This window comes from uncultured Arthrobacter sp. (assembly GCF_947493765.1).
Lineage (GTDB): Bacteria > Actinomycetota > Actinomycetes > Actinomycetales > Micrococcaceae > Arthrobacter_D.
Genome location: NZ_CANLSZ010000004.1, coordinates 73,763 through 99,131 on the forward strand (window position 1 = coordinate 73,763; position 25,369 = coordinate 99,131).

The following is a 25,369-nucleotide window of genomic DNA, read 5'->3' on the forward strand; positions in this document are numbered from 1 at the left end:
GCACCCCTAGGCGTCGTCGGCGAAGTCCTCGGCCGAATCGAACGGTCCGACGACGACGGTGGTCCTGGGCGCCGCTGCGAGCTCACGCGCGAGAGACTGCACGTCCTCCGCCGTGACCGCGCGGATGCGCTCCAGGGAGACGTCCATGTCGGCGAATTCGCCGGAGACGAGCTCCGACCGCCCCAGACGCGACATCCGCGAACTACTGTCCTCGAGCGCCATGACGAGACCTCCGGAGAGCTGGCCCACGGCCTTGCGCAGCTCCTCCGCGTCGATGCCGTCCGCTGCCAGGCGGTCCAGCTCGCTGCCCAGCAGCTCGATCACCTGACCGGTCTTAGCAGGCGAGCACCCGGCGTACATGCCGAAGTAGCCCGTGTCGGCGTAGGCGGCCGAGAACGAATAGGTGGCGTAGACCAGGCCGCGCTTCTCCCGGATCTCCTGGAACAGTCGTGAGGACATCCCCCCACCGAGGACGGCGTTGAGCACGCTCATCGCGAATCGGCGCTCGTCCGTCGCGGTCAGTGACGGGCACCCGACGAGGATGTTCGACTGCTCCACGGCCCTGCGGATCACGTGCGTGCCGGGTACGCCGTGGACCGCGACCGGTTGCGCGGGCCGACGCCGGACGGGCACGGCACCGTCCTCGAGCGCCCACCCCGCGCTCTCGAGGGCGCCCTGTACCAGCCGGCAGACCACGTCGTGGTCCAGGCCGCCCGCGGCCGTGACGACCAGTTCCCCGGGCTTGTAGTAGCGCCGGTAGTGCGCCAGCACGGCCTCCCGGGGCACGGCCTGGATGGCCTCGGGGGTGCCCCCGATCGGCCGGCCGAGACTGTGGTCGCCCAGGACGAGCTCCACGAACTTCTCGTGCGCAACGTCCGCGGGGTCGTCGCTGTCCATCGCGATCTCCTCGAGGATGACGTCGCGCTCCTGCTCGAGTTCCTCGGGGTCGAGCACGGCCGAGGTGACCATGTCAGCGATGACGTCGATGGCCATCGGCAGATCGGTGTCCAGTACCCGGGCGTAGTAGCAGGTGTTCTCCTTCGCGGTGGCCGCGTTGGACTCTCCCCCCACCTCGTCGAAGGCGGACGCGATGTCCATGGCGCTGCGCCGCGACGTGCCCTTGAACAGCAGGTGCTCGAGGAAGTGGGTGGAGCCGTGCTCCCCCTCGGCCTCGTCGCGCGAGCCCACCCCCACCCAGAATCCGATGGTGGCCGAGCGCTGGCCGGGCATGGCCTCGGTGAGCACCCTCACGCCCCCGGGCAGGACGCTGCGCCGCACCACGTTGCCGCTCGGGTCACCGGCGACGAACGTGGGGTCGCTGCCGTCACCGCTCGGGCGTGGCGTGGGTTGCAGGGGCAGGGAGACGACCGAGGACAGGGACATGCCGCTCTTTCTTGACGGTTCGGGAAAAGGCGGACGGCCCCGGCGCGATCCCGAGGGACCGGTGCGCGCCGGGGCCGTCCAGTGCTCGGCAGGAGCGGTGGGGCTGCGCTCAGCTCTCCGCGCCGACGGCTTCGGGCAGCTCGGTGCCGGCCTCGTCGTCGTCCACGTCCGCCACGACGGGCGAGAGGGAGAGCTTTCCGCGGTCGTCGACCTTGGTGATCTCCACCTGGACCTTCTGGCCCACGGAGACGACCTCGTCCACGTTGTCGACCCGCTTGCCACCGGCCAGCTTGCGCAGCTCGGAGATGTGCAGCAGGCCGTCCTTGCCCGGGGTCAGGGAGACGAAGGCGCCGAAGGTCGTGGTCTTGACGACCGTGCCCAGGTAGCGCTCACCGATCTCGGGGACCTGCGGGTTGGCGATCGCGTTGACGGCGGCGCGCGCGGCTTCTGCCGACTCGCCGTTCGTCGCGCCGATCAGCACGGTGCCGTCGTCCTCGATGGAGATGTCCGCTCCGGTGTCCTCCTGGATCTGGTTGATCATCTTGCCCTTCGGGCCGATGACCTCGCCGATCTTGTCCACGGGGATGCGCACCGAGATGATCCTCGGCGCGAACTCGGAGAGCTCGTCCGGGGTGTCGATCGCGGCCTGCAGGACGCCGAGGATGTGCAGACGGGCCTCACGGGCCTGCTTCAGCGCCGCTGCGAGCACCGAGGCGGGAATGCCGTCGAGCTTGGTGTCCAGCTGGATGGCCGTGACGAACTCGGACGTCCCGGCGACCTTGAAGTCCATGTCGCCGAAGGCGTCCTCGGCACCGAGGATGTCCGTCAGCGCCGCGTAGCGTGTCTGGCCGTCCACGACGTCGGACACGAGGCCCATCGCGATGCCCGCAACGGGCGCGCGGAGCGGCACGCCGGCGTTGAGCAGCGACAGCGTCGAGGCGCAGACCGAGCCCATCGAGGTGGAGCCGTTGGAGCTCAGCGCCTCGGACACCTGGCGGATCGCGTAGGGGAACTCCTCGCGCGTCGGCAGGACGGGCACGAGGGCGCGCTCGGCCAGTGCTCCGTGGCCGATCTCACGGCGCTTCGGCGAACCGACGCGGCCGGTCTCACCGGTGGAGTAGGGCGGGAAGTTGTAGTTGTGCATGTAGCGCTTGCGCGTGACGGGCGACAGCGAGTCGATCTGCTGCTCCATCTTGAGCATGTTCAGCGTGGTGACACCCATGATCTGGGTCTCGCCGCGCTCGAAGATCGCCGACCCGTGGACGCGGGGCAGCACCTCGACCTCGGCCGTGAGCTGGCGGATGTCGCTCAGGCCGCGCCCGTCGATCCGGACCTGGTCCTTGAGGATGCGGTGGCGGACCACGGCCTTGGTGAGCGAGCGGAAAGCTGCTGACAGTTCCTTCTCGCGTCCCTCGAACTGGCCGCCGAGGCTCTCCAGGAGCTCGGCCTTCAGCGCGTCGGAGGCACTCTCGCGCTCCTGCTTGTCGGCGATCTGGAAGACCTGGGTGAGCTTGTCGGAGCCGGCGGACTCGACCGCCGCGTAGACGTCGTCCTGGTAGTCGAGGAACACGGGGAACTCGACCGTGGGCTTGGCTGCGCGTCCCGCCAGATCCGACTGCGCATCACACAGTGCGCGGATGAAGGGCTTGGCCGCCTCGAGGCCGTCCGCCACGATCTCCTCGGTGGGAGCGGTGGCGCCGTTCTCCTTGATGAGGTTCCAGGAGTTGTCGGTGGCCTCGGCCTCGACCATCATGATGGCGACGTCGTCCCCGGTGACGCGTCCGGCCACCACCATGTCGAACACGGAGTTCTCGAGCTCGGAGTGCTTCGGGAAGGCGATCCACTGATCGTTGCCGCTGCCGTCGGAGACGAGGGCCACGCGGACGCCGCCGATGGGCCCGGAGAAGGGCAGACCGGAGAGCTGCGTGGACATGGACGCCGCGTTGATGGCGACGACGTCGTAGCGCACGTCGGGGTTGATGGCGAGGATGGTCACCACGACCTGGACCTCGTTGCGCAGCCCCTTCACGAAGGCGGGGCGCAGCGGGCGGTCCATGAGGCGGCAGGCCAGGATGGCCTCCGTGGAGGGACGGCCCTCGCGGCGGAAGAACGAGCCAGGGATGCGCCCTGCGGCGTACATGCGCTCCTCGACGTCGACCGTCAGCGGGAAGAAGTCGAAGCCCTCGCGCGGGTGCTTGCCGGCCGTGGTGGCGGAGAGCAGCGCTGTGTCCTCGTCGATGTAGACCATGGCGGAGCCGGCGGCCTGCTGGGCGAGACGCCCTGCTTCGAAGCGGATGGTGCGTGTTCCGAAGCGACCGTTGTCGATCACTGCTTCGGCGAACTGGATTTCGGGACCCTCCATGAGAGTCACCTCCGTTTCTGCGGTAGCGGAGGCAATCGGCACCCGTCGTGACGGGCCCCTCATGGACCCACCACTGCACCTGGTCTTCGATGGAGATCCACGGAGCTCCCTCTGCGGGGCTCCGGGGACCACTACCGAGGACCGCGGATGCGCGGTGCCGGCTGGCTCCTGTTGTGCGGTACGGACCTGCTCGGGCAGGTCCTTCGATGCGTGACAGAAGGCGGCTCCCCGTCGGGGACGCCGCCTTCGGGTGTCAGCTAGCGGCGCAGGCCGAGGCGCTCGATGAGCGTACGGTAGCGCGTGATGTCGGTGTCGCGCAGGTAGTCCAGCAGACGACGACGGCGCCCGACCAGGAGCAGCAGGCCACGACGCGTGTGGTGGTCGTGCTTGTGCATCTTCAGATGCTCGGTCAGGTCGAGGATGCGGCGGGACAGCATGGCGATCTGTACCTCGGGCGATCCGGTGTCGCCTTCGGCGAGGGCGTACTGCTTGATGATGTCCTGCTTGATGGCGGCGTCAAGGGCCACGAGTAACTCCTGGGGTTGTACCGTGAGCATGAACCGTGCAGCGCCTGTGTGCGTGCACGAAAAGATCCAGCCACCACGGACTGCAGCCGGATCAACCCTCAGTTTAGCCTTCGGCTCGCTGTTCTGTCGAAAGCAGGGTGCGGGGCCCCGTGGAGAGCAGCGCGCGGGCCTGGCCCACGTCGAGCTTCATCTGCTCGATCAGTGCCTCGGGTCCCCGGTAGGCCACCTGGCCGCGCAGCCGGTGCAGGAACTCGACGACGACGGACTGCCCGTACAGATCGAAGTCCTGGACGCGCTCGGGCGGGCGGTTGATGACATGGGCCTCGACCTGGCGTGAGACGCCCTCGAAGGTGGGATTGGAGCCGACGGAGATGGCTGCCGGCCAGCGGACCCCGGATTCGTCGATGAGCCATCCCGCGTAGATGCCGTCCGCCGGGATGAAACCCTGCGAGGAGGGGGCGAGATTCGCCGTCGGATAGCCGAGCTCGCGGCCCCGCGCCGCACCGTGCACCACCTCACCGCGCATGCGGTGCTCGCGGCCGAGGACCCGACCGGCGGTCTCGACGTCGCCGTCCTCCAGGGCCTCCCGCACCCAGGTGGACGAGCAGCGCCGGTCCCCGTCGGCCTCCGTGGAGTGCAGCGGGTAGCTCGCCCCGAAGTCCTCGATCGCGATGACCTCGAACCCGAGCTTCGCGCCGAGCTCGCGCATCGTGTCGAGGTCCCCGCTGTTCCCCCGCCCGAAGCGGACGTCGTGGCCCACCACCACGGCCTTGGCCCCCAGCGCGCGGACGAAGACCTGCTCCACGAAGTCCTCCGGCGAGTTCGCCGCCAACTCGAGCGTGTAGTGCATCATGAGCAGGGCGTCGATCCCGGCCTCGGCGAGCAGCTCCACGCGGTCCTCGAGCCCCATGATCAGCTCCGGCGCGGACTCGGGGCGGTGCACCTGGGCCGGGTGCGGGTCGAAGGAGACCACGACGGAGGCGGCGGAGCGCTCGCGTGCCGCATCGAGGACCTGCTGCAGCACCTGCTGGTGCCCGCGGTGCACGCCGTCGAAGTTACCGAGGGTCAGGACGGACGGCCCGAAGTCCTCGGGCACCTCGCCCAGATCTCTCCAGTAGTACACACAGCTCCTTCAGGATCGGTCGACGACGCCTTCCGCGCGGTCGCCGCTCCCATTATGGCGGAAAGGCACCACGTCGCGGTCACCGGTGCAACCCGCGCGAGCGGTGCCCGCGGGCCACCACCGGGGGCTACGACCGGGGAGTCATCGACGGGGCGATGCTCAGGCGCGCTCGTCGAACTCGCGGCGGAGCTCGCTGGTCTTGGCGATGAACTTGTGCCACACCAGGAGGGCGGGCGGGAAGGCCAGTTCCACGACCATCAGGATGATCATGATGTAGTTCGGGGTGCCCGAGAAGGCCCAGGACAGCACCCGGCCGATACCACCGATGAACACCATGAGGCAGACGAGCCACAGCATGTTGGCCCACTGGAACTTCACCGCGATGGTGATGAACGCCGCACCGACGCCGATCATCATCGCCGAGAAGAAGCGGAACTGGCTCTCGAGCGTGGGGTTCACCACGCCGGTCCCGGTGTCGGGCAGACCCGCCGAACCGAGGATCAGGTAGTACGCGCCGAAGCCTGCGAGGACGAGCCCGACGAGGATCACGACGGTGCGGAAGACACTCCAGTCGCTCCCCCGGTCCTTGGACCCGACCTTGCCGGTCCTGCGGTCGCCGGGGGTGCCGGTGGCGTCCACCCCCGCCTGCTTCCGGTCGGTGCCGGCGCTCCGTCCCGTGTCCTTGCCCGCCTTCCTGCCGGTGGCCGGTGGGGTGCCGGGTGTCGCGCTGCCGGGTGTCGCGCTCCCTGCGCTGCGGCCGGCTCCGCTGCCGGATCCCGTGGCCGCCGGGCGACCGGCCGGGGAGGGATCGTGGTTCTCGGGGCTCGTGCTCGTCATGTCGCTCCAAAGGGGCCGGACGGATGGGGTTCCAGCGTCATACTCTCACGCGCCGCGGCCGGGTACGACGCAGCCACAGCAGCCCCAGAACGGGCAGGACCAGGGGCACGAAGCCGTACCCCCGGCCGAAGGCGGACCACACCGTGTCGCTGGGGAACGCCTGCGCGTCGAAGATGCTCAGGGCGCCCACGGTGAGGACGCCCACGAGCTCGAGGGTCACGGCAATCAGGGACACGGCGTAGGCGCGCGCACCCGGTCGGGCGAGGGAGACCGTGGCGACGACGTAGACGACGGCCGCGAGGGCGGAGAGGAGATAGGCCACGGGCGCCTCGGCGAACTTGGTGGCGATCTGGAAACCCGCCCGCGCCGTCGTGGCGAGGGCGAAGATCCCGTAGACCGCGATCAGCAGGCGTCCGGGGCCCGTGGCGCGGCTCGAGGGCCGCTCGTCGAGGCCGATCTCCGCGGAGCCGGACCGGTGCGCGCTGTCGGTGTGCCTCCTCCTGCTCACAGGCCGGCCACCCCTTCCCATATCTGTTCCATCCTGACGAGCATCACGAAGACCGTCAGACCGGCCGCCGCGAGGACGATGTTGCTCCACCGCGTCCTGTCGAGGATCGACCACCAGAACGCGGCGACGGGGACCACGAACGCCGTCAGCAGATAGCCCCAGAACTCCCAGGGCTCCCCGAGCACGGGCTCGCCGGTGAGCTGCCGGATCACGGCGCCGACGGCGTATGCCACCAGGAACAGCTCCACCGCGGCGACGGAGAGGATCGTGATGTCGTTGGGGGGCTTGCGCAGCAGCGCGGCGCCGAGGCAGAGGACGGCGGACAGCACGCAGACCAGGACGCCGATGACGAAGAACGGGTCCACGCTCACCCTCCGCCGGGCGCGAAGACGAGCACGGTCCGCGCGGCGTCGGCACGGTTCTCCAGCAGCGCCACGAGCGTGCCGTCCGGTGCGTAGGCCGCCACGGGGTCGGGGGCGTCGCTCGGGCCGATCCTGCGCCCGTGCGAGACGTCGGCGGCCTCCCCGTCGGTGAGTTCCCGGACGGGGAACAGGGCGCGCCCGGCGTCGTCGAGCGGGAGGAGGTCGAGGGACTCCGCCAGCTGGTCGAGCGTGCGTGCCTGGTCGATCGCATAGGGTCCCACCCGGGTGCGGCGCAGGGCTGTCAGGTGGCCGCCGACGCCGAGGGCCTCGCCGAGATCGCGGGCCAGGGCCCGGACGTAGGTCCCGGAACTGCACTCCACGGTGACCTCGACGTCCTGCATCCGGCCGTTGCCGACGCGCCGGATCGCGTGGATCTCGAAACGGTGCACCGTGACGGGGCGTGCAGGGAGATCCACGTCCTGGCCCGAGCGGACCCGGGCATAGGATCTCTCCCCCTTGACCTTGATGGCGCTGACGCTGCTCGGCACCTGCTGGATGTCGCCGGTCAGTGCGGCGGCGGCCGTATGGATCTCCTGCTCCGTCACGGCCGCGGCGATGCTCCCGCCGGTGACCTCGCCCTCGGCGTCGTCGGTGAGGGTGGACTGGCCGAGCCGGATCGTCGCCGTGTAGGTCTTGGACGTGCCGACGATGAAGGTCAGGAGCCGGGTGGCACGATTGACACCGATCACGAGGACGCCGGTGGCCATCGGATCGAGGGTCCCCGCGTGTCCCACCTTGCGGGTGCCGGCGAGCCGACGCAACCTGCCCACCACGTCGTGGCTGGTCCAGCCCTGGGGCTTGTCCACGATGATCAGTCCTGAGTGGACCTGCCCGGAATTCACGCTTCCCAGTATATGGTCCGCAACCGCCGGCCCCGCGCCGTCCGGTGCCACCCGGACGGCGTCCGCGCGGGCGCCTGCGCGATACGATCTCGGCTATGCCCTCCGCTCCAGCCCACGTGGTGAATGTCCCCGTCAACCAGATCCGCGAGATCACGCAGGCCGCCTGGGCCCTGCCCGACTCCATCGTGCTCAGCATCGGTGAGCCCGCGTTCCCCGTGGCCCGGCACGTGCTCGAGGCCGGTATCGCCGCGCTCGACCGGGACGACACCAACTACACGCCGAACGCGGGGATCGCGGAGGTCAGGGCCGCCTTCGCCGCCCGCTTCTCGCAGCTCTCGGGAGTGGCGGAGGAACCCCACCGCGCCTTCGTCGTCGCCGGCGCGCAGCAGGGCCTGCACCTGGCGCTGAGCACCCTCATCGCCGCCGGCGACGAGGTCCTCGTCCCGGATCCCGGGTATCCCACCTTCGCCATGACCGTCGGACTGCTCAACGGTGTACCCGTGCCGTACGCGCTCTCCCCGGAGCACGGTTTCCAGCCGCGGATCGAGGAACTGCAGCAGCTCGTCACACCCCGCACCCGGGTGCTGATGCTCAATTCGCCGTCGAATCCGCTCGGTTCGGTCTTCGACCACGACCTCACCCGGGACCTCGTGAGGTTCGCGCACGAGAACGATCTCTGGGTCGTCTCCGACGAGTGCTACGAGGCCTTCACCTACGACGTCCCGCACGTGAGCCCCGCACGGTTCGACGCCGGTGGTCCCGAGGCCGTCGACGAGGCCGCCGAGGCCCGGGTGATCACGTCGCTGACGCTCTCCAAGACCTACGGTCTGACGGGGCTGCGGATCGGCGCCCTCATCACGCCGCCCGGCATGGAGACCCTGCTCGCCAACATCATGGAGGCGACGGTCTCGTGCGTCTCGGCGGCGTCGCAGTACGCGGGTCTGGCCGCCCTGCGCGGACCCCAGGACTATGTCTCGGAAGCCCTGGCGCACTACCGCCGCAACCGTGACGCCGCGACGGCGGTGCTCGACGGCCTCGGGATCGCCTACCTCGACGCGAAGGGGGCCTTCTACCTGTGGGCCGATCTCTCGCATGCCACGGGCGGGGACGTGCGGACCTGGACCGGGTCCTTCCTCGCCGAGCGCGGCGTCGCCCTCGCCCCGGGGACCGCCTTCGGCGCGATGGGCGAGGGGTGGGTCAGGATCGCGCTCTGCGGCAGGACCGAGGATCTCGTCGAGGGACTCTCGCGGCTGCCGGGGACCCCCCAGCGGTCCTGAGAAGCACGGGGACAGACACAGGGGCAGCGGACCGTCCGGTCCGCTGCCCCTGTGCTCCCGGGTGTGCTGTCCGCTTCCCTAGCGGTCCGCCTCGTCGGCGGTCCGGTACGGATCGGCGTCCCCCGCGAAGTCTGCACCCTGGGCGATCTCCGCCACTTCGGCGTCGCGCTCACGGGCCCGCTGGAGCAGTTCCTCCAGGTGACTCGCATTGACCGGCACCTCGTCCGGGACGAACTCGAGCGTCGGCGTCAGCCGCGCCGTGATGTTCCTGCCCACCTCGGACCGCAGCACACCGCGCGCGGATTCGAGGGCCATCCTCGTGGCCTGCTGCTCGGCAGGGTCACCCAGCACCGTGTAGTAGAGGGTGGCGTGCTGCAGGTCGTTGGTCACGCGGGAGTCCGTGATGGTCACGGCTTCCAGTCGTGGATCCTTCACACGGCGCCGCAGTGCTTCGGCGACGATGACTTTGATGCGCTGCGCGAGCCGCGCGGCGCGGGCCGGATCTGCCATGGCTCTTTCTCCTACTGACACGAAGATGATCGGACCCCGCTGGGGTCCGGGGGTCCGACAGGACCAGGCGCCCCGTGTCCCGGGGCGCCTGGTCCGACCGAGGTGCTACGCGCGGGGCTTCTCCCGCATCTCGAAGGTCTCGATGGTGTCGCCTTCCTTGACGTCGTTGAACGAGCCCAGGCCGATACCGCACTCGAAGTCCGTGCGGACCTCGGTGGCGTCGTCCTTGAAGCGCTTGAGCGAGTCGACGGAGAGATTGTCCCCGACCACCTTGCCGTCGCGCAGGACACGGGCCCTGGAATTGCGCCGGATGATCCCGGAGCGGACGATCGAGCCTGCGATGTTGCCGACCTTCGAGGACCGGAACACCTCGCGGACCTCTGCGGTACCGAGCTGCACCTCCTCGTACTCCGGCTTGAGCATGCCCTTGAGAGCGAGCTCGATGTCGTCGATCGCGGCGTAGATGACCGAGTAGAAGCGCATGTCCACGCCCTCGCGCTCGGCGAGATCCGCCACGCGCTCGGCCGGCTTCACGTTGAAGCCGATGATGATCGCGTTGTCGACCGTCGCCAGGTTGACGTCGTTCTGCGTGATCGCCCCGACCCCGCGGTGGATGACGCGCAGCTGCACGCCCTCCCCCACGTCGATCTTGAGGAGCGAGTCCTCGAGCGCCTCGACGGCACCGGAGACGTCACCCTTGAGGATGAGGTTGAGGGTGTCCACCTTGCCATCGGCGACGGCCTGGTCGAAGTCCTCGAGACTGATGCGCTTGCGGCGCTTGGCGAGAGCCGCGTTGCGGTCCGCCGCCTCGCGCTTCTCGGCGATCTGGCGACCGGTGCGCTCGTCGTCGGTGACGAAGAACGTATCGCCGGCACGGGGGACGTTGGACAGACCCAGCACCTGGACGGGACGCGAGGGCTCCGCCGTGGTGACGACGTCGCCGTTCTCGTCGAACATCGCACGCACACGCCCGTGGGCCGTACCCGCGACGATGGTGTCCCCGACATTGAGCGTTCCGGACTGGACGAGCACCGTGGCCACGGCGCCGCGCCCGCGGTCGAGGTTGGCCTCGATCGCGATGCCGCGGGCATCCTTGTTCGGGTTCGCCCGCATGTCCAGCGCTGCATCGGCGGTGAGCAGGACGGCCTCGAGGAGTTCGTCGATACCCATCCCCTGGAGTGCGGAGACGTGCACGAACATCGTGTCGCCGCCGTACTCCTCGGGCACCAGGCCGTACTCGGTGAGCTGGCCCTTGACCTTGTCCGGGTTCGCGCCTTCCTTGTCCATCTTGTTGACGGCGACGACGATCGGCACGTTGGCGGCCTGGGCGTGGTTCAGGGCCTCGACCGTCTGCGGCATGACGCCGTCGTCGGCGGCCACCACGAGCACCGCGATGTCCGTGACCTTCGCACCACGGGCACGCATGGCGGTGAACGCCTCGTGGCCCGGGGTGTCGATGAAGGTGATGGCGCGCGTGGCGTCCTCGTGGACGTGCTGGATCTGGTAGGCACCGATGTGCTGGGTGATGCCACCGTGCTCGCCCTCGACCACCTTGGTGTTGCGCACGGCGTCGAGCAGACGCGTCTTGCCGTGGTCCACGTGGCCCATGACCGTGACCACCGGCGGACGGGCCTCGAGCTGATCGTCGCCCTCGGCCTCGAGCTCGGCGTCGAAGTCGATGTCGAAGCTGCTCAGGAGCTCGCGCTCCTCGTCCTCGGGCGAGACCACCTGGATCTTGTACCCGAGTTCGGTACCGAGCACCTCGAACGTCTCCTCGTCCAGCGACTGGGTCGCGGTGGCCATCTCACCGAGGTGGAACAGCACGGTGACGAGCGCGGCCGGGTTCGCCTCGATCTTGTCGGCGAAGTCCGTGATGGACGATCCGCGGCGCAGGCGCACCGTCGAGGTGCCGTCTCCGCGGGGTACGCTCACGCCACCCAGCGACGGAGCCGACATCTGCTCCAGTTCCTGCCGCTTCGCCCGCTTCGACTTGCGCTGCTTGCCGCGACCGGCGCCGCCCTTGCCGAAGGCTCCGGCGGTACCGCCGCGACCGCGGCCGCCCTTGCCGAAGCCGCCACCGGCGGGTGCGCCGCTGGGGCTGTTGGGTGCTCCGCCGGGTCCGCGGCGCGGGCCGGCTCCTGCACCGGGCGCTCCGCGGCCCGGGGCCGCCGGGCGTTCGGTGCGATTCGGCATCATGCCGGGAGTGGGACGCGAGCCGGGTGTACCGGGGCGCGGGGCCCCGGGACGGGGTGCGCCGGGGCGCGGTCCACCCGCACCTGCGGCCGGACGGGGTCCACCCGCTCCGGCGGCGGCGGGGCGCTGCTGCGTGTCGTCGCGTCGTCCGGGTCGGGGCATGCCCTGCGACGGTGCGAACGGGTTGTTCCCCGGGCGCGGTGGGCGCTCGGCACCGCGGTCGGCACCACGATCGGTGTCCCCGCGGCGGGAACCCATGCCCTGCGAGGGCGCGAAGGGGTTGTTCCCCGGACGCGGCGCACCACCGGGGCGGGCGCCCGAGGGACGGGTCGCTGCCGACGGTGCGGCCGGTGGCGGGGTGGCCGGACGGGGTCCGGGCCGGCTGCCCGTCTCCTGCTCGCCCTGCGCCTGCGGGGCGGGCGTCTGGGCGGCCGGCGTCTCGGCGGCAGGCGCTTGTGCACCCGTTCCACCGGAGAAGGGCGAGCTCTGGGGCGTCGCCTCGGCCGGCGTCGAGGGTGCTGCCGGAGCCGGTGCCGCCGGTGAAGGTACCGAGGGTGCCTCCGCAGCAGGTGCTGCCGCAGCGGGTGCCTCCGGGGTGGCCTGGGCGGCGCCGGGCTTCGGCCCCGAGGGTGCCGGGGCGGCCGGTCGCGCCGGAGCGGTGGCGGGCTTGGCCACGGCATCGGGGAATGCGCCGCGAAGCTTCTTCACGACGGGGGCCTCGATGGTGGATGAGGCTGAACGGACGAATTCGCCCAGTTCCTGCAGTTTCGCAACTGCGTCTTTCGAGGTTATACCGAGCTCTTTGGCGAGTTCATGTACGCGGACCTTGGCCACATTTCTCCTGTCTCGGTCCGCACCGAGTCAGGCACGAACCGTCTATTTCCTACTGCTGGTCCCGGCCGCCGGGGCGGTCGGTACATCGAGTGCAGAGCGCAACGGATTGATCATCGTTGCGCACTCATCGCTGGGTGCTCATCGGATTTCCATGAGGGTGCTGACCCGCTTTCGGGGAGGGCGATGGTGGGTCGGAGCGTCCGTCTCGACGCTCCAGGTATGCGCGGAAGTCCACCGCGAACTGCGCGGTGTCCACCGGCCCGCGGAAGGCCCTGTTGAAGGCTCTCCGTTTGACGGCCGTGTCCAGGCATGCCGGGTCGGGGTGCAGCCAGGCTCCCCGTCCGGACAGTCGGCGCCGCTCGTCGATGACGGCGGCAAGCTGTCCGTCGATCGATCGTGCGACGATCCGTATCACGTGTGACTGGCGGTCACGCAGGCGACACCCGACACACGTGCGTCGTGGCTGGGTGTCCTCCTGACGGCGCCCGTGTTCCTCCGGGCACAACTCGACAGCAGTCGGTTCCATTCTACCCCTTACATTCCCGGACGCAGACCCGACCGCGCGTGTCAGGCCTCCGCCGCCTGCGTCGGCCTGGCCGCGTCGGAGACGATGTCGATCCGCCATCCGGTGAGCTTCGCCGCCAGGCGGGCGTTCTGACCCTCCTTGCCGATGGCCAGGGAGAGCTGGTAGTCCGGGACGACGACACGGGCCGACCTGGTCGCCTCGTCGGTGATGGTCACCGAGGTCACGCGCGACGGCGAGAGGGCGCTCGCGATGAAGGCGGCGGCGTCGTCGTTGTAGTCGACGATGTCGATCTTCTCGTCGTTCAGTTCGCTCATGACGGCACGGACCCTGCTGCCCATCTCGCCGATGCACGCACCCTTCGCGTTGACGCCCGGCAGGTTCGCCTTCACGGCGATCTTGGTCCGGTGCCCTGCCTCCCGCGCCAGGGCGACGATCTCCACGGTCCTGTCCGCGATCTCCGGCACCTCGAGTTCGAAGAGCTTCCGGACGAGCCCCGGATGGGAGCGCGAGAGGGTGATGGACGGGCCCTTCATGCCGCGATGCACGTCGACGACGAATGCCCGGAGGCGCGACCCGTGCAGGTACTTCTCGCCCGGGACCTGCTCGGGAGGTGGCAGGACGGCTTCCACGGTGCCGAGGTTGACCTGCACCATGTGCGGGTTGTTGCCCTGCTGGATCATGCCGGCGACGAGCTCGCCCTCCTTGCCGCGGAACTCGCCCAGGATGTTCTCGTCCTCCGCGTCGCGCAGGCGCTGCAGGATGACCTGCCGCGCGGTGCTCGAGGCGATGCGCCCGAAGCCCGTGGGCGTGTCGTCGAACTCGCCGACGTTCTCTCCGTTCTCGTCCGTCTCGATGGCCCAGATGACCACGTGGCCGTTCCGCCGGTCCAGCTCCGCCCGGGCCTTCTCGTGGGCGCCGGGCGTGCGGTGGTAGGCGATGAGCAGGGCCTGCTCGATCGTGGGGATCAGCCGGTCCAGCGGGATCTCCCGTTCCCGTTCCAGCAGTCTCAGCGCACTCATGTCAATGTCCATGTGGGTCTCCTTGCCCGTGGTGCACGTCGCCGGAGGTCTCCGGATCGGTCCCCTCGGAGTGTTCGTGGTGTTCGTCGTCGGCGTGGGCGAATTCGACCTGGACCGTTCCCCTGCTGATCCTGCCGAAGGGCAGCAGCTGCGGGTCGCCCTGCTTGGGTTTCATGCCCTTCTTGACCGGCAGCTGCGGGAGGATCCGGACGCCGTCGTCGGTGACCTCCTGCAGGCGGCCGAGCACCAGGTCACCGTTCACCTGCTTGACCTCGATCATCCGTCCCACGTTGCGGCGCCAGTGCCGTGGTTCGGTGAGGGGACGGGAGACACCGGGCGAGGAGATCTCCAGGCTGTACGGGCGGTCGTCGTCCTCCGGGGAGGCGTCCATGGCTGCGGAGAGATCGCCGGAGATCGCTGAGATCACATCGAGGCCCACGCTTCCGGAGGCGCCCTCGGGCAGGTCGACGACCACGTTCACGGTCCGGTGGGAGCCTGCCACCTTGATGTCCACGTCCTCCAGATAGAGGTTGTGCTGCTCGACGACGGGCTGCAGTCTGGTGCGCACGCGCTGCGCTTCGACCCGGAGTTCGGCCTCGAGGGTGCTTCTGCGGATCGAGGCCTGCTGATCGTTCCCGGACCGGACTGCCATGGCTGCCTCCCACTCGATGATGTTGTCCTCCAAGAGTACCGATATTCCGCAGCACCGCGTGTGGACGGGACGGCACGGGGCCGCCCGTGGGAGCATCGTGACCTGTGACCGGGCGAGGGTGGGTGGAGGAGGAGCACGTCGACCCTGCGTCCGCGCCCGGCCGGCCACGCTCCGCGGGCCCGTGGCTCCTCCGGGTCGCCGCCGGGTTCGTCCTGGTGCTCGTCCTGCTCACGCTCGGGCTGGGCGGTGGGACTGCCGACGGGCACCGCATCGTGTCATCCGCTGCGCAGCAGGCCCAGCTCGACGCCGAGGGTCGCTTCAGGACGCTCGCCGAGCAGGCGCGGGCGGCGACCGGGACGGATCCCGCGCTCGCCGCCCGGCTGGCTCCCCTCGCCGCTGATCTCGACGTGCAGGCCGCCGCCGTCGCGCTGCCGCGCCCTCCCGGCGGCGGAACCGCTCCCGCACTCTCGGTGCCACCGCTCACCCCTGCCGCGACCCCGGGGTCCGCTGCCGACCTGCTCCCGGCCCTGCGGGAGAGTGCGCTCCGCAGCCTGCGGGACGCCGTGACGGCCGACCCCGGCCCCGGTCGGGTCCTCGCGGCGGCCGGCGCGAACCAGTGGCGCCACGCCGTCCTGCTCGGGGAGGCACTCGGCGTCGAACCCGGCCTCCCGTCGCCCGACGCCACGGTGACCGCCGCTGTGACCGCAGGCGAGCCCGCCGTCGGGCAGGAGCCGGGCCAGGCGGAGGGTCAGGAGCCGGGCCAGGCCGGGGCGTGCGCCGGCACACCGCTGGGCCCGGAGGCCGACAGGGTGGCGCTGCAGTCCGCCCGGAGTGCGGAGGAGCAGGCCGGGTATGGGTACGAGGTCGCCGCAGGCCTCCTGGACGACCCCGCGCCGGCGCTCGTCCGCGCGCGGCTCCACGCGGATCTCGCCGCCGCCGCGGCGGCGAGACTCGCCGAGCTGTGCGTGACCGTTCCGCCCGCGCCCCTCGCCTACACGATCGACGCGGCGTTCCGTGCCGATCCCGTGGCAGCACTCCGCGACGTCGACCAGGAGCGGGCCGAGCTCTACGCGGGTCTGCTGCCCACGGTCGGTCCGGGGGGCCGCGCCTGGATCGTCGCGTCCTTCAACGCAGCGGCCCAGCGCAGTCTCGCGGCCGGGACGCCGCTGGACGCCCTGCCCGGCCTGGTGGTCGATGCGCCGTGACGTCGGTCAGGAACCGGAGACGAGGGGGCGGAGATTCTCGACCCACACGTCGTAGCCGAGTTTCAGGATCAGAGCGCCGACGACGGCCAGGAACACCACCCGCACGAAGGTGCTGCCCCTGCTGACGGCCATCCGCGAGCCGAGGTACCCGCCGGCCATGTTCGCCGCCCCGAGCAGCAGACCCAGCCCCCACAGGATGGACCCGTTGGGCAGGAAGAACATGAGCGCACCGAAGTTGGTCGCCATGTTGACGATCTTCGCCTTCGCGCTGGCCCCGAGGAAGCTGTACCCGAGCAGGGTCACCATCGCGATGATCAGGAAGGATCCGGTGCCGGGGCCGATCAGGCCGTCGTAGAAGCCGATCACCAGACCGATCCCCGCAGCCGTCCCGTGGTGCCGGGCACCCCGGTGCTTCAGCCTCGTCAATGTTCCCACCGTGGGCTTCAGCGCCGTGAACACCGCGACCGCGACGAGGGCGGCCACGATGACGGGCTTGAACACCGACGACGGCAGGGACGCCGCGAGGATCGCCCCGCCGAAGCTGCCCACCAGGGCCACCCCGGCCATGGGGAGCGCCGTGCGGAGATCCGGGTGCACCCGTCGGTAGTAGGTGACGGCACTCGTGGTGGTCCCGAGGATGGAGCCGAGCTTGTTCGTCGCCAGCGCCTGCACGGGGCTGATGCCGGGGACCAGCAGGAGCGCCGGGAGCTGCAGCAGTCCCCCGCCGCCCACGACGGCGTCCACCCAGCCCGCCGAGAAGCCGGCCACGAGGACCAGCACGATTGTGGCGAGGTGGATCTCCTCGAGCCCGGAGACCACGTCCTAGTGTGCCGTGAGCCGGCGCAGGAACGCCGCCGTCTCGTCCACGGGAACGTTCTGGGCCTCACCCGTCCGGCGGTCCCTGACCTCGATGACGCCCTCGGCGAACCCCCGGCCCACGACGACGATGGTGGGTACGCCGATGAGCTCGGCGTCGCCGAACTTCACGCCCGGCGAGACCTTGGGACGGTCGTCGTAGAGCACGGTCAGACCGTCGGACTCGAGCTCCGCGGCGAGCTTCTCCGCCGCCTCGTACACCTCGGTCCCCTTGCCCGTGGCCACGAGGTGCACATCGGCCGGGGCCACGTTGCGGGGCCAGATGATCCCGCGGTCGTCGTGGTTCGATTCCGCCAGGGCGGCGATGGCGCGCGTCACGCCGACGCCGTAGGAGCCCATGGTCACGGTGGCGAGCTTGCCGTTGCGGTCCAGGACCTTGAGCCCGAGTGCCTCCGCGTACTTCCGGCCGAGCTGGAAGATGTGGCCCATCTCGATGCCGCGGGCCGCGATGAGGGGCCCGGAGCCGTCGGGGGCCTCGTCGCCCTCCCGGACCTCGACCGCCTCGATGGTGCCGTCCCAGCCGAAGTCGCGCCCGGCGATCAGCCCGAACACGTGCCGGCCGGGCTCGTTGGCGCCCGTGATCCAGGCCGTGCCGCTGACCACGCGGGGGTCCACGAGATACCGCAGGCCCGTCCTGGCGTCCGCGCCGAGCACGGGGTCGTCGAGGGACAGACCGGGGCCGATGTAGCCCTTGACGAGGCCGGGGTGCTTCGCCAGGTCCTCCTCGGTGGCGGTCTCCACGGCCACCTCCCCGCCGGAGCCGAGGTGCCCGGCGATGGTGGCCTCGATGCGCTTGAGGTCCACGGCGCGGTCCCCGGGGACGCCGACCACGAGGATCTCCCGTTCGCCCGTGGGAAGCCGCGCGGCCAGGACCACGTTCTTCAGGGTGTCGGCGGCGGTCCACGCGCGGTCGTCCCGCGGTGCCGACGCGTTGGCGTGGTCCACGAGCGTGCTGATGGTCGGAGTGTCCGGTGTGTCGTGGACCTCCGCCGCCGGCGCCGCCGTGAAGTCGATGGCGTCGGGCACCACGGTGGTGACGGCCTCGACATTGGCCGTGTAGCCGCCGGCGGAGCGCACGAAGGTGTCCTCCCCGACCGGCGTGGGGTGCAGGAACTCCTCACTCCTGGATCCACCCATGGCCCCGGCCGTCGCCGTGACCGGGATGACCTCGAGGCCGAGCCGCTCGAAGATCCGCACGTATGCGGCGCGGTGCAGCCGGTAGCTCTCCTCCAGCGCCTCGTCGTCGATGTCGAACGAGTAGGAGTCCTTCATGATGAACTCGCGGCCGCGGAGCAGGCCGGCACGGGGGCGGGCCTCGTCGCGGTACTTGGTCTGGATCTGGAAGAGCCGTACCGGCAGGTCCTTGTACGAGGTGTAGAGGTCCTTCACGAGCAGCGTGAACATCTCCTCGTGCGTGGGTGCCAGGAGATAGTCCGCACCCCTGCGGTCCTGCAGCCGGAAGATACCGTCGCCGTACTCGGTCCAGCGGTTCGTGGCCTCGTAGGGTTCCTTGGGCAGCAGGGCAGGGAAGTGCACCTCCTGCGCACCGATCTCCTCCATCTCCTCGCGGATGACGGCCTCCACCCGCGCCAGCACCTTCAGTCCCAGCGGCAGCCAGCTGTAGATGCCCGGTGCCGCGCGGCGGATGTAGCCCGCGCGCACCAGGAGGCGATGGCTGGCCACCTCGGCCTCGGCGGGGTCGTCGCGCAGCGTGCGCAGGAAAAGGGTCGAGAGTCGTAAGACCACGCGGGAATCCGTTCGTATGTATCGGGCACTGCCATCCGCCGTCCCGCCGGGCGGCGGGAGACAACAGGTATCAATCTAGCCGGTCCGCCGTCGTGCCCCTCAGAACAGGATGGTCGCGAAGGTGTCCTGCTGCTCGAAGCCCACGCGCTTGTAGGCGGCGATGGCGCGGGCGTTGTAGGAGTTCACGTAGAGGCTCACGGTCGGCGCCAGGGAACGGGCCGCGACGACGACGCCGGCAATGTAGGCGGCGCTCAGCCCCTTGCCGCGGTGGTCCGGGTTCATCCAGACACCCTGGATCTGGGCCACCTGCGAGGAGACGGTTCCCAGCTCGGCCTTGAAGACCACCTCACCGTCGTCCCCGGTGGCGACGAGCGAGTGCCGCTTGCCGATCAGGGTTGCCACGCGCCGCCGGTAGTGCTCCGAGCCGCCGATGAACGGCGAGTAGCCCACCTCCTCCTCGAACATCGCCGCGCAGGCGGGGAGGAGCAGGTCGAGCTCGTCGGAGCGTGTGAGGCGCAGATCGGGCGCCGCGTCGATCAGCGGTTCCGAGTCGATGACCAGCAGGGGCTGGCTGGGCCGCACGTCGAACGGCTCTCCCCCGTAGTCCTCGAGGGTGGACCAGAGATCCATCACACCCTCGGAGAGCCCGAAGATGGACGAGAACGATCGCCCGGACCGCCCCAGATGGTCGCCGAAGATGGCACCCGTCTCGTCCATCACGCCGATCGGCACGAGATTGACCCCTGCCCAGCAGGCGGCCCGGAGCACGCCGTGACGGAACATGCCCACGATCTCGCCGCCGGCCGGTGAGGGCGCTGCGGTGCGCATCGCCTCGAGGTGCGCCGCGATGAAGACATTGGCCACGGGGTCGGTGTTGACGATGGACCACAGGTCCCTCGTGTCGTCCGCGCCCAGGACGCGGAAGGACCAGGGCCCCTCCGGATCGGCGACGGGCTTAGCTAACGGTAACCATGGGGCCACCCGGGCCAGCAGTCTCGCCATCAGCCTCACCCATCTCCTCCGCGAGCCGCATGGCTTCCTCGATGAGCGTCTCGACGATCTGGTCCTCGGGAACGGTCTTGATGACCTCTCCCTTCACGAAGATCTGCCCCTTGCCGTTGCCGGAGGCGACACCCAGGTCGGCTTCGCGGGCCTCGCCCGGTCCGTTGACCACGCAGCCCATGACGGCCACGCGCAGCGGGACCTCCATACCCTCGAGGCCGGCCGTGACCTCCTCGGCGAGGGTGTACACGTCGACCTGTGCCCGGCCGCACGAGGGGCAGGACACGATCTCGAGCTTGCGCGGGCGCAGGTTCAGGGACTGGAGGATCTGGTTGCCCACCTTGATCTCCTCCACCGGCGGGGCCGACAGCGAGACGCGGATGGTGTCACCGATGCCCTGGGAGAGCAGGGCGCCGAAGGCCGTCGCCGACTTGATGGTGCCCTGGAACGCGGGGCCGGCCTCCGTGACGCCGAGGTGGAGGGGCCAGTCACCGCGTTCGGCCAGCAGCTCGTACGCGCGCACCATGACCACGGGGTCGTTGTGCTTGACGGAGATCTTGAAATCGTGGAAGTCGTGTTCCTCGAACAGGGACGCCTCCCAGACGGCGGACTCCACGAGGGCCTCGGGCGTCGCCTTGCCGTACTTCTCCATGAGCCGGGGATCCAGGGAACCGGCGTTGACGCCGATCCGGATCGAGGTGCCGGCGGCCTTCGCTGCGGCGGCGATCTCCTTGACCTGGTCGTCGAACTTCCGGATGTTCCCGGGGTTCACGCGGACCGCGGCGCATCCGGCGTCGATCGCCGCGAAGACGTACTTCGGCTGGAAGTGGATGTCGGCGATCACGGGGATCTGGGACTTCTTCGCGATGATCGGCAGTGCCGCGGCGTCATCCGGCGAGGGGCAGGCCACGCGGACGATGTCGCACCCGGTCGCGGTCAGCTCGGCGATCTGCTGCAGCGTGGCGTTGATGTCGGTGGTCGGTGTGGTCGTCATCGACTGGATGCTGATCGGCGAGTCCGAGCCGACGCCCACCGCACCGACCTTGATCTGCCGGGTCTTGCGCCGGGGTGCGAGAACGGGCGGTGGTGCTTCTGGCATTCCTAGGTTGACCGAGGTCAAGACATCCTCCATGCTGGCGGCCGTGGCCGCGAATCAGACGAACTTCCTGTGTCCATTATCCACCCGGGCCGCGCCCGCGGACGCCGCTTCGAGCCGGCTCACACGAGGTCCTTGAACACACCGATCACAGGATTCCAGGCGGTGGTCTTGACGGCCGAGATGACACCCTCCCGCGCGAAGGGGTCCTGGCCCACGAGCTCGTTGAGGTGGGACTCGGTGTCGGAGGAGAAGACGAGGAGGGCCCCGCTGCCATCGGCGAACGGTCCGGACGCGAGAACGCGACCCTGCTCCACGAGCCCCTCCAGCCAGACCCTGTGCTCGGGGCGGTGCTCGGCCCGGAGGTCCTCCTGGTCGGGGTCGTACACGTACTCGACGGCGAAGATACTCATGCTCCTCACCCTACGTGACTCCCAGCAGGTAGACCTTGACGAGCGTGGCCACGCCCGCTGCCCACAAGAGCGACGTCAGCGTGCCGATGATGAAGCGCTCCGAGGCCGCCGGGGACTCCCTGAGCTCGGAGTAGCGGCCGAGGGCCTTGACCGCGACGACATAGGCGATGGCGACCGGCTGGCCGCCGAGGATGGCGACCGTCACGGCGAGCCGCTCGAGGATCCCGATGACCAGCCCGCCACGCAGCACACCGGGTGGCACCGCGCTGACCTCGATGCTCGGTGGCTCCGCCGGTGGAGCGGGCAGGTCGAGCTGTGGCTGGTCCGCCGGTTCGGGTGGGTCGTCCCGGCGTCGCTGCGCCGAGTCCACCGATCGCGCCAGACGCAGGACGAGCGTGGTCACGGGTGAGCCGAGGGCCCCTGCCACGAGCAGTGCCACCACGATCCACAGTGCGTCCATCACCCCTCCTGTTCTCTGCTGGTCCCTCTGTCTGCTGGTCCCTGTCTACCGCACGGCACCCCCCTTCACCGCGCGTCGTCCCTCCCTGCCGCCGAGATCGCAGATACCACCGTTCTGCGGGCGCCCGGACGGTCGTTCCTGCTGGTTCGGCCGCTCAGACCTGCTGTGGCTCCACGCCGTCGTCGGCCCAGGCGAGCAATCGTGCGACGGCGGGACGGACGGCGAGCTCCTCCTGCCAGGCGGCGCGGGCGGCAGCCTTGCTGACGGCCTGCGGGCTGATGCCGAGTGTGCGTGCGACGGCGGTCTGCGTCCCGCGCGTGTCGGGCTGCAGCAGATCGAGGATCCGCCACTCCGCCTCGGAGCGGGCCATGATGTGGCGACCGAGGAGGGCGAGCACGCCTTCCGCCTCGGCGGAACCCTCCGGTCCCTCCACGGCCACCGGCGCCCTGTCCCCCGTCTTCTTCGCGCGCTCCACGGCCGTCCTGGCCGACACGAAGGCCGAGCCGCGTCCCTCGCGGGAGGATTCCGGGAAGGGCTGCTCCACCTCCCCGATACCGATCCCCACGTACCATCCACCGTCGCGCAGGCAGGCGAGGACGGCCTCGACGACGTCGGGCGCGTGGGCCACGACCCCCTGCGCCTCGTCGCCGACCGAGCGCTCCCACGGGAGGATGGTCGGGACGTGCCGGAGGAGGCCGAGCAGCTCCGGGATACGGTCGGTGGAGGAGCGGCTTCCCTGCTGATCGATCGTCAGGACGAACATACATCAACCGTATTCGGTTGAATTGCAAATTACAACCGATCAGCCGAAGAGATCGACCGGCTTCACGATATCCGCATAGATCAGCAGCACGCCCATCCCCATGAAGAGGATGGCCACGGCATAGGTCAGCGGTAGGAGTCTCGCCATGTCGAACGGCCCGGGGTCGGGGCGCTTGAGCAGACGCGCGACGCCGCGGCGCAGTCCCTCCCAGAGAGCACCGGCCACGTGCCCGCCGTCGAGCGGCAGGAGCGGGATCAGGTTGAACACGAACAGGGCCAGATTGACGCCGGCCACGAGGCCTACCAGTGTCGCGGCACGGGAGACCACCGGGATCTCCTCCATCGCCGAGATCTCCCCCGCGATGCGCCCCACACCGACCACGCTGATGGGCCCCTCGGGGTCGCGCGGGGCGTCCGAGAAGGCCGCCTGCCCCACCTCGACCACGCGCTGCGGCAGGTGCAGCACCACGCCCGCCACACTGCTGAGCGAATCACCGACGGCGGGCAGCACCTCACTCGCGGGCTGCGGCACCAGTTCCTCCAGGGAGCCGACGCCGATGAAACCCACCTCCTGCATCACGGCCACGCCGTCGTCGTCGACCAGCGCCGTTCCGTCGTCGGCCGCAACCGGCCGCTCGGTGAGCAGGGGCCTGATGGTGGCGTCGATGCGCCCTCCGTCGCGCACGTAGGTGATGCCGACGTCGCGTCCTGCTGCCTCCCGGATCCAGCCGGAGAGTTCGTTCCAGTCGTTGACCTCGCGGCCGTCGAACGCGACCACGCGATCGCCGGGGAGGAGGCCCGCCTGGTAGGCCGGCGCGGCGGGGTCGTCGGGCGTGCACTCCGTCTGGGCGGTGGCGGCCTGCCGGCTCGCGGGGACGACGCACTCGGACACCGAGGAGATGGTGGTGGTGGGCTGCGCGGTGCCGAAGCCCATGATGAGGACGGCGAAGAGCACCGTCCCGATCAGGAGATTCATCAGCGGGCCGCCCAGCATGATGATGATGCGCTTCCAGATGGGCAGGCGGTAGAAGACGCGGTCCTCGTCGCCGGGCTGCAACTGCTCCGCCGCGACCTGCCGGGCGTCGCTGGCGAGCTGCTGGAACACTCCGGTGCTGGACTGGCGCACCGCACCGGTCTCCGATGACGGGGGCGGGAACATGCCCACCATCGACACGTACCCGCCGGCGGGGATCGCCTTGATCCCGTACTCGGTCTCGCCGCGCCGCCTCGACCAGAGGGTGGGGCCGAAGCCCACCATGTACTGCGTCACACGGACCTTGAACAGCTTCGCCGGCACCAGGTGGCCCACCTCGTGCAGCGCGATCGATGCGGCGACACCGACCACGACGACGAGCACCCCGACGACGAACAGGAGAACGGTCACGAGTCTTCCTTCTGGCCTGGCGAGCCTGCTGCCGCACCCTGCGGCGATACCTCCATACCACAACGGATCCGCGCCCTCGTCCGTGCCCAGCGCTCGGCCTCGAGGACGGCGTCGAGCGTCAGGTCCTCCTCCCTGCTTCCGGGGTCCAGGGCGCGCTGGTCCTCGACGACGGCGGCGACCGTGTCGACGATGTCGGTGAACCCGATCAGTCCGTCGTGGAAGGCGTCCACGGCCTCCTCGTTCGCGGCGTTGTAGGCGGCCATGCGCGTGCCACCCTCGGCAGCTGCCCGTTTGGCCAGGGTGATCGCAGGGAAGGCGTCCTCGTCCAGGGGCTCGAAGTGCCAGGCGGCGGGCCGGGACCAGTCGCAGGCCCTCGCGGATCCGGGGACGCGGAACGGCCAGCCGATGCCGAGGGCGATGGGCAGACGCATGTCGGGCGGTGAGGCCTGCGCCAGCGTGGACCCGTCCACGAACTGCACCATCGAGTGGATCACGGACTGCGGATGGACGACGACGTCGATACGCTCCAGCGGGATGTCGAACAGCAGGTGCGCCTCGATGACCTCGAGCGCCTTGTTGACCATGGACGCCGAGTTGGTGCTGATGACCCGGCCCATGTCCCAGGTGGGGTGCGCCACGGCCTGCGCCGGGGAGACGTGCCGGAGCTGGGCCCGCGTCATGCCGCGGAACGGGCCGCCCGAGGCCGTCAGGACCAATCGGTCCACCTCGTCCGCCGTGCCGCCGCGCAGCGCCTGGGCGAGGGCCGAGTGCTCCGAGTCCACGGGCACGAGCTGTCCGGGAGCGGCAGCAGCGCGGACCAGGGCTCCCCCTGCGATCAGCGACTCCTTGTTGGCCAGGGCCAGCAGGTGTCCGGCTGCGAGCGCCGCGAGGGTGGGCTCCAGTCCGATCGATCCGGTGATCCCGTTGAGCACGACGTCGGCGTCGGGCCAGGCCGCGATGCGGGCAGCGGCGCCGGGCCCGGTGAAGAGCTCCGGAGCGTACCCGCTGATCCCGGCGGCATCCGCAGCCGTGCCGATGGCCCGCTCGAGGTCGGTCTCCGAGCCCTGGGCCACCCCGACCGCCGGGGCACGGACGGCCACGGCCTGCCGGGCGAGGAGATCCAGCTGACGTCCCCCTGCGCTGAGTCCTGCGACGCTGAACCGATTCCGTGCGGCGGCGATGACGTCGAGGGCCTGCGTGCCGATCGAGCCCGTGGATCCGAGGATGGAGACGCGTCGGTGCTCACGGGTGGGGTTGCTGAAATCCATGTCCCCAGTATCCCGCAGTCCCCTGGTGCGCACGCCTCTGGCTACGCCTCAACCGCCACCCACTGTCCAGGAGAAATCTGTTCATGAGTGGGCCTCGGTGAGCCCTTGGATGGCGGCTATTCTGTCGGTGCCGGGTGATCGA

Annotated in this window: 24 protein-coding genes; 2 read left to right on the forward strand and 22 right to left on the reverse strand. The window is 70.1% G+C overall.

Annotated features, from left to right (window positions below; all coding sequences use genetic code 11):
* Positions 1 to 6: 6 nt before the first annotated feature.
* The 8 genes from Q0747_RS07530 to truB form a co-directional block, all read right to left on the reverse strand.
* A complete protein-coding gene (locus tag Q0747_RS07530) occupies positions 7 to 1,383 on the reverse strand; it encodes a pitrilysin family protein (RefSeq protein WP_298253211.1) in 1,377 nt (458 codons plus the stop codon).
* Positions 1,384 to 1,492: 109 nt separating this feature from the next.
* Positions 1,493 to 3,745 (reverse strand): polyribonucleotide nucleotidyltransferase, encoded by a 2,253-nt coding sequence (locus tag Q0747_RS07535; protein ID WP_298253212.1) that lies wholly within the window; start codon positions 3,743 to 3,745, stop codon positions 1,493 to 1,495.
* A 257-nt stretch (positions 3,746 to 4,002) separates the two neighbouring features.
* A complete protein-coding gene (gene rpsO / locus Q0747_RS07540) occupies positions 4,003 to 4,272 on the reverse strand; it encodes a 30S ribosomal protein S15 (protein WP_136452925.1) in 270 nt (89 codons plus the stop codon).
* A gap of 103 nt (positions 4,273 to 4,375) precedes the next feature.
* Positions 4,376 to 5,395 (reverse strand): bifunctional riboflavin kinase/FAD synthetase, encoded by a 1,020-nt coding sequence (locus tag Q0747_RS07545; protein WP_298253217.1) that lies wholly within the window; start codon positions 5,393 to 5,395, stop codon positions 4,376 to 4,378.
* A 159-nt stretch (positions 5,396 to 5,554) separates the two neighbouring features.
* A complete protein-coding gene (locus Q0747_RS07550; protein ID WP_298253219.1) occupies positions 5,555 to 6,232 on the reverse strand; it encodes a DUF4345 domain-containing protein in 678 nt (225 codons plus the stop codon).
* A gap of 37 nt (positions 6,233 to 6,269) precedes the next feature.
* Positions 6,270 to 6,689 carry a hypothetical protein gene (locus tag Q0747_RS07555; RefSeq protein WP_298253747.1) on the reverse strand — a complete coding sequence of 140 codons (420 nt, stop codon included), beginning with the start codon at positions 6,687 to 6,689 and terminating at the stop codon, positions 6,270 to 6,272.
* A 47-nt stretch (positions 6,690 to 6,736) separates the two neighbouring features.
* The gene (locus Q0747_RS07560; RefSeq protein ID WP_298253221.1) at positions 6,737 to 7,105 is read right to left on the reverse strand and encodes a hypothetical protein; all 369 of its coding nucleotides are present in this window, start codon (positions 7,103 to 7,105) and stop codon (positions 6,737 to 6,739) included.
* 2 nt (positions 7,106 to 7,107) lie between these two features.
* Positions 7,108 to 8,004 carry a tRNA pseudouridine(55) synthase TruB gene (gene truB, locus Q0747_RS07565; protein WP_298253223.1) on the reverse strand — a complete coding sequence of 299 codons (897 nt, stop codon included), beginning with the start codon at positions 8,002 to 8,004 and terminating at the stop codon, positions 7,108 to 7,110.
* A gap of 95 nt (positions 8,005 to 8,099) precedes the next feature.
* On the opposite strand from truB, the gene Q0747_RS07570 reads away from it, so the two are divergent.
* Positions 8,100 to 9,281, forward strand: a complete 1,182-nt coding sequence (locus tag Q0747_RS07570; RefSeq protein ID WP_298253225.1) for a pyridoxal phosphate-dependent aminotransferase — start codon at positions 8,100 to 8,102, stop codon at positions 9,279 to 9,281.
* Positions 9,282 to 9,359: 78 nt separating this feature from the next.
* On the opposite strand, the gene rbfA is transcribed toward Q0747_RS07570, so the two are convergent.
* The 5 genes from rbfA to rimP form a co-directional block, all read right to left on the reverse strand.
* Entirely contained in the window at positions 9,360 to 9,791 is a 432-nt protein-coding gene (gene rbfA, locus Q0747_RS07575; RefSeq protein ID WP_148600883.1) for a 30S ribosome-binding factor RbfA, read from the reverse strand.
* Positions 9,792 to 9,896: 105 nt separating this feature from the next.
* Positions 9,897 to 12,818 carry a translation initiation factor IF-2 gene (gene infB / locus Q0747_RS07580; protein ID WP_298253229.1) on the reverse strand — a complete coding sequence of 974 codons (2,922 nt, stop codon included), beginning with the start codon at positions 12,816 to 12,818 and terminating at the stop codon, positions 9,897 to 9,899.
* 124 nt (positions 12,819 to 12,942) lie between these two features.
* Positions 12,943 to 13,443 (reverse strand): YlxR family protein, encoded by a 501-nt coding sequence (locus tag Q0747_RS07585; RefSeq protein WP_367277686.1) that lies wholly within the window; start codon positions 13,441 to 13,443, stop codon positions 12,943 to 12,945.
* Positions 13,386 to 14,375 (reverse strand): transcription termination factor NusA, encoded by a 990-nt coding sequence (nusA, locus tag Q0747_RS07590; RefSeq protein WP_298253233.1) that lies wholly within the window; start codon positions 14,373 to 14,375, stop codon positions 13,386 to 13,388. Before nusA ends, Q0747_RS07585 begins: the two co-directional genes overlap by 58 nt.
* Positions 14,365 to 15,015, reverse strand: a complete 651-nt coding sequence (rimP, locus tag Q0747_RS07595; RefSeq protein ID WP_298253235.1) for a ribosome maturation factor RimP — start codon at positions 15,013 to 15,015, stop codon at positions 14,365 to 14,367. Before rimP ends, nusA begins: the two co-directional genes overlap by 11 nt.
* 104 nt (positions 15,016 to 15,119) lie before the next feature.
* Between rimP and Q0747_RS07600 the strand changes: the two genes are divergently transcribed.
* Entirely contained in the window at positions 15,120 to 16,220 is a 1,101-nt protein-coding gene (locus Q0747_RS07600) for a DUF4439 domain-containing protein (protein ID WP_298253237.1), read from the forward strand.
* Positions 16,221 to 16,226: 6 nt separating this feature from the next.
* Here Q0747_RS07600 and Q0747_RS07605 read toward each other — a convergent pair whose 3' ends face one another.
* The 9 genes from Q0747_RS07605 to dxr all read right to left on the reverse strand — a co-directional run bounded on the left by Q0747_RS07605 (position 16,227) and on the right by dxr (position 25,227).
* Complete coding sequence (locus Q0747_RS07605; protein WP_298253239.1) at positions 16,227 to 17,039, reverse strand: TSUP family transporter; 813 nt, start codon at positions 17,037 to 17,039, stop codon at positions 16,227 to 16,229.
* 3 nt (positions 17,040 to 17,042) lie between these two features.
* Positions 17,043 to 18,842, reverse strand: coding sequence for a proline--tRNA ligase (locus Q0747_RS07610; protein ID WP_298253241.1), 1,800 nt, complete (start codon positions 18,840 to 18,842; stop codon positions 17,043 to 17,045).
* Between the two features lie 99 nt (positions 18,843 to 18,941).
* Positions 18,942 to 19,844 (reverse strand): GNAT family N-acetyltransferase, encoded by a 903-nt coding sequence (locus tag Q0747_RS07615; protein ID WP_298253243.1) that lies wholly within the window; start codon positions 19,842 to 19,844, stop codon positions 18,942 to 18,944.
* On the reverse strand, positions 19,798 to 20,964 hold the full coding sequence (gene ispG, locus Q0747_RS07620) for a flavodoxin-dependent (E)-4-hydroxy-3-methylbut-2-enyl-diphosphate synthase (RefSeq protein WP_298253245.1): 1,167 nt from the start codon (positions 20,962 to 20,964) through the stop codon (positions 19,798 to 19,800). The genes Q0747_RS07615 and ispG overlap by 47 nt, the downstream gene beginning before the upstream one ends.
* Positions 20,965 to 21,062: 98 nt before the next feature.
* The gene (locus tag Q0747_RS07625) at positions 21,063 to 21,353 is read right to left on the reverse strand and encodes a YciI family protein (RefSeq protein ID WP_298253247.1); all 291 of its coding nucleotides are present in this window, start codon (positions 21,351 to 21,353) and stop codon (positions 21,063 to 21,065) included.
* Positions 21,354 to 21,363: 10 nt separating this feature from the next.
* Positions 21,364 to 21,813, reverse strand: a complete 450-nt coding sequence (locus Q0747_RS07630) for a hypothetical protein (RefSeq protein WP_298253249.1) — start codon at positions 21,811 to 21,813, stop codon at positions 21,364 to 21,366.
* 154 nt (positions 21,814 to 21,967) lie between these two features.
* On the reverse strand, positions 21,968 to 22,576 hold the full coding sequence (locus Q0747_RS07635; protein WP_298253251.1) for an AsnC family protein: 609 nt from the start codon (positions 22,574 to 22,576) through the stop codon (positions 21,968 to 21,970).
* 39 nt (positions 22,577 to 22,615) lie between these two features.
* Positions 22,616 to 23,959 (reverse strand): RIP metalloprotease, encoded by a 1,344-nt coding sequence (locus tag Q0747_RS07640; protein WP_298253253.1) that lies wholly within the window; start codon positions 23,957 to 23,959, stop codon positions 22,616 to 22,618.
* A complete protein-coding gene (gene dxr / locus Q0747_RS07645; RefSeq protein ID WP_298253255.1) occupies positions 23,956 to 25,227 on the reverse strand; it encodes a 1-deoxy-D-xylulose-5-phosphate reductoisomerase in 1,272 nt (423 codons plus the stop codon). Before dxr ends, Q0747_RS07640 begins: the two co-directional genes overlap by 4 nt.
* Between the last annotated feature and the right edge of the window lie 142 nt (positions 25,228 to 25,369).

Bases quoted from the DNA above. Each gene is read 5' to 3' on its own strand.
- Q0747_RS07535 (WP_298253212.1), bottom strand. From the start codon at position 3,745: ATGGAGGGTCCCGAAATCCAGTTCGCCGAAGCAGTGATCGACAACGGT.
- Q0747_RS07585 (WP_367277686.1), bottom strand. From the start codon at position 13,443: ATGGCGGATCGACATCGTCTCCGACGCGGCCAGGCCGACGCAGGCGGC.
- Q0747_RS07530 (WP_298253211.1), bottom strand. From the start codon at position 1,383: ATGTCCCTGTCCTCGGTCGTCTCCCTGCCCCTGCAACCCACGCCACGC.
- Q0747_RS07625 (WP_298253247.1), bottom strand. From the start codon at position 21,353: ATGAGTATCTTCGCCGTCGAGTACGTGTACGACCCCGACCAGGAGGAC.
- Q0747_RS07630 (WP_298253249.1), bottom strand. From the start codon at position 21,813: ATGGACGCACTGTGGATCGTGGTGGCACTGCTCGTGGCAGGGGCCCTC.
- Q0747_RS07570 (WP_298253225.1), top strand. From the start codon at position 8,100: ATGCCCTCCGCTCCAGCCCACGTGGTGAATGTCCCCGTCAACCAGATC.
- Q0747_RS07550 (WP_298253219.1), bottom strand. From the start codon at position 6,232: ATGACGAGCACGAGCCCCGAGAACCACGATCCCTCCCCGGCCGGTCGC.
- rimP (WP_298253235.1), bottom strand. From the start codon at position 15,015: ATGGCAGTCCGGTCCGGGAACGATCAGCAGGCCTCGATCCGCAGAAGC.
- dxr (WP_298253255.1), bottom strand. From the start codon at position 25,227: ATGGATTTCAGCAACCCCACCCGTGAGCACCGACGCGTCTCCATCCTC.
- rbfA (WP_148600883.1), bottom strand. From the start codon at position 9,791: ATGGCAGATCCGGCCCGCGCCGCGCGGCTCGCGCAGCGCATCAAAGTC.
- nusA (WP_298253233.1), bottom strand. From the start codon at position 14,375: ATGGACATTGACATGAGTGCGCTGAGACTGCTGGAACGGGAACGGGAG.
- Q0747_RS07635 (WP_298253251.1), bottom strand. From the start codon at position 22,576: ATGTTCGTCCTGACGATCGATCAGCAGGGAAGCCGCTCCTCCACCGAC.
- Q0747_RS07615 (WP_298253243.1), bottom strand. From the start codon at position 19,844: ATGGCGAGACTGCTGGCCCGGGTGGCCCCATGGTTACCGTTAGCTAAG.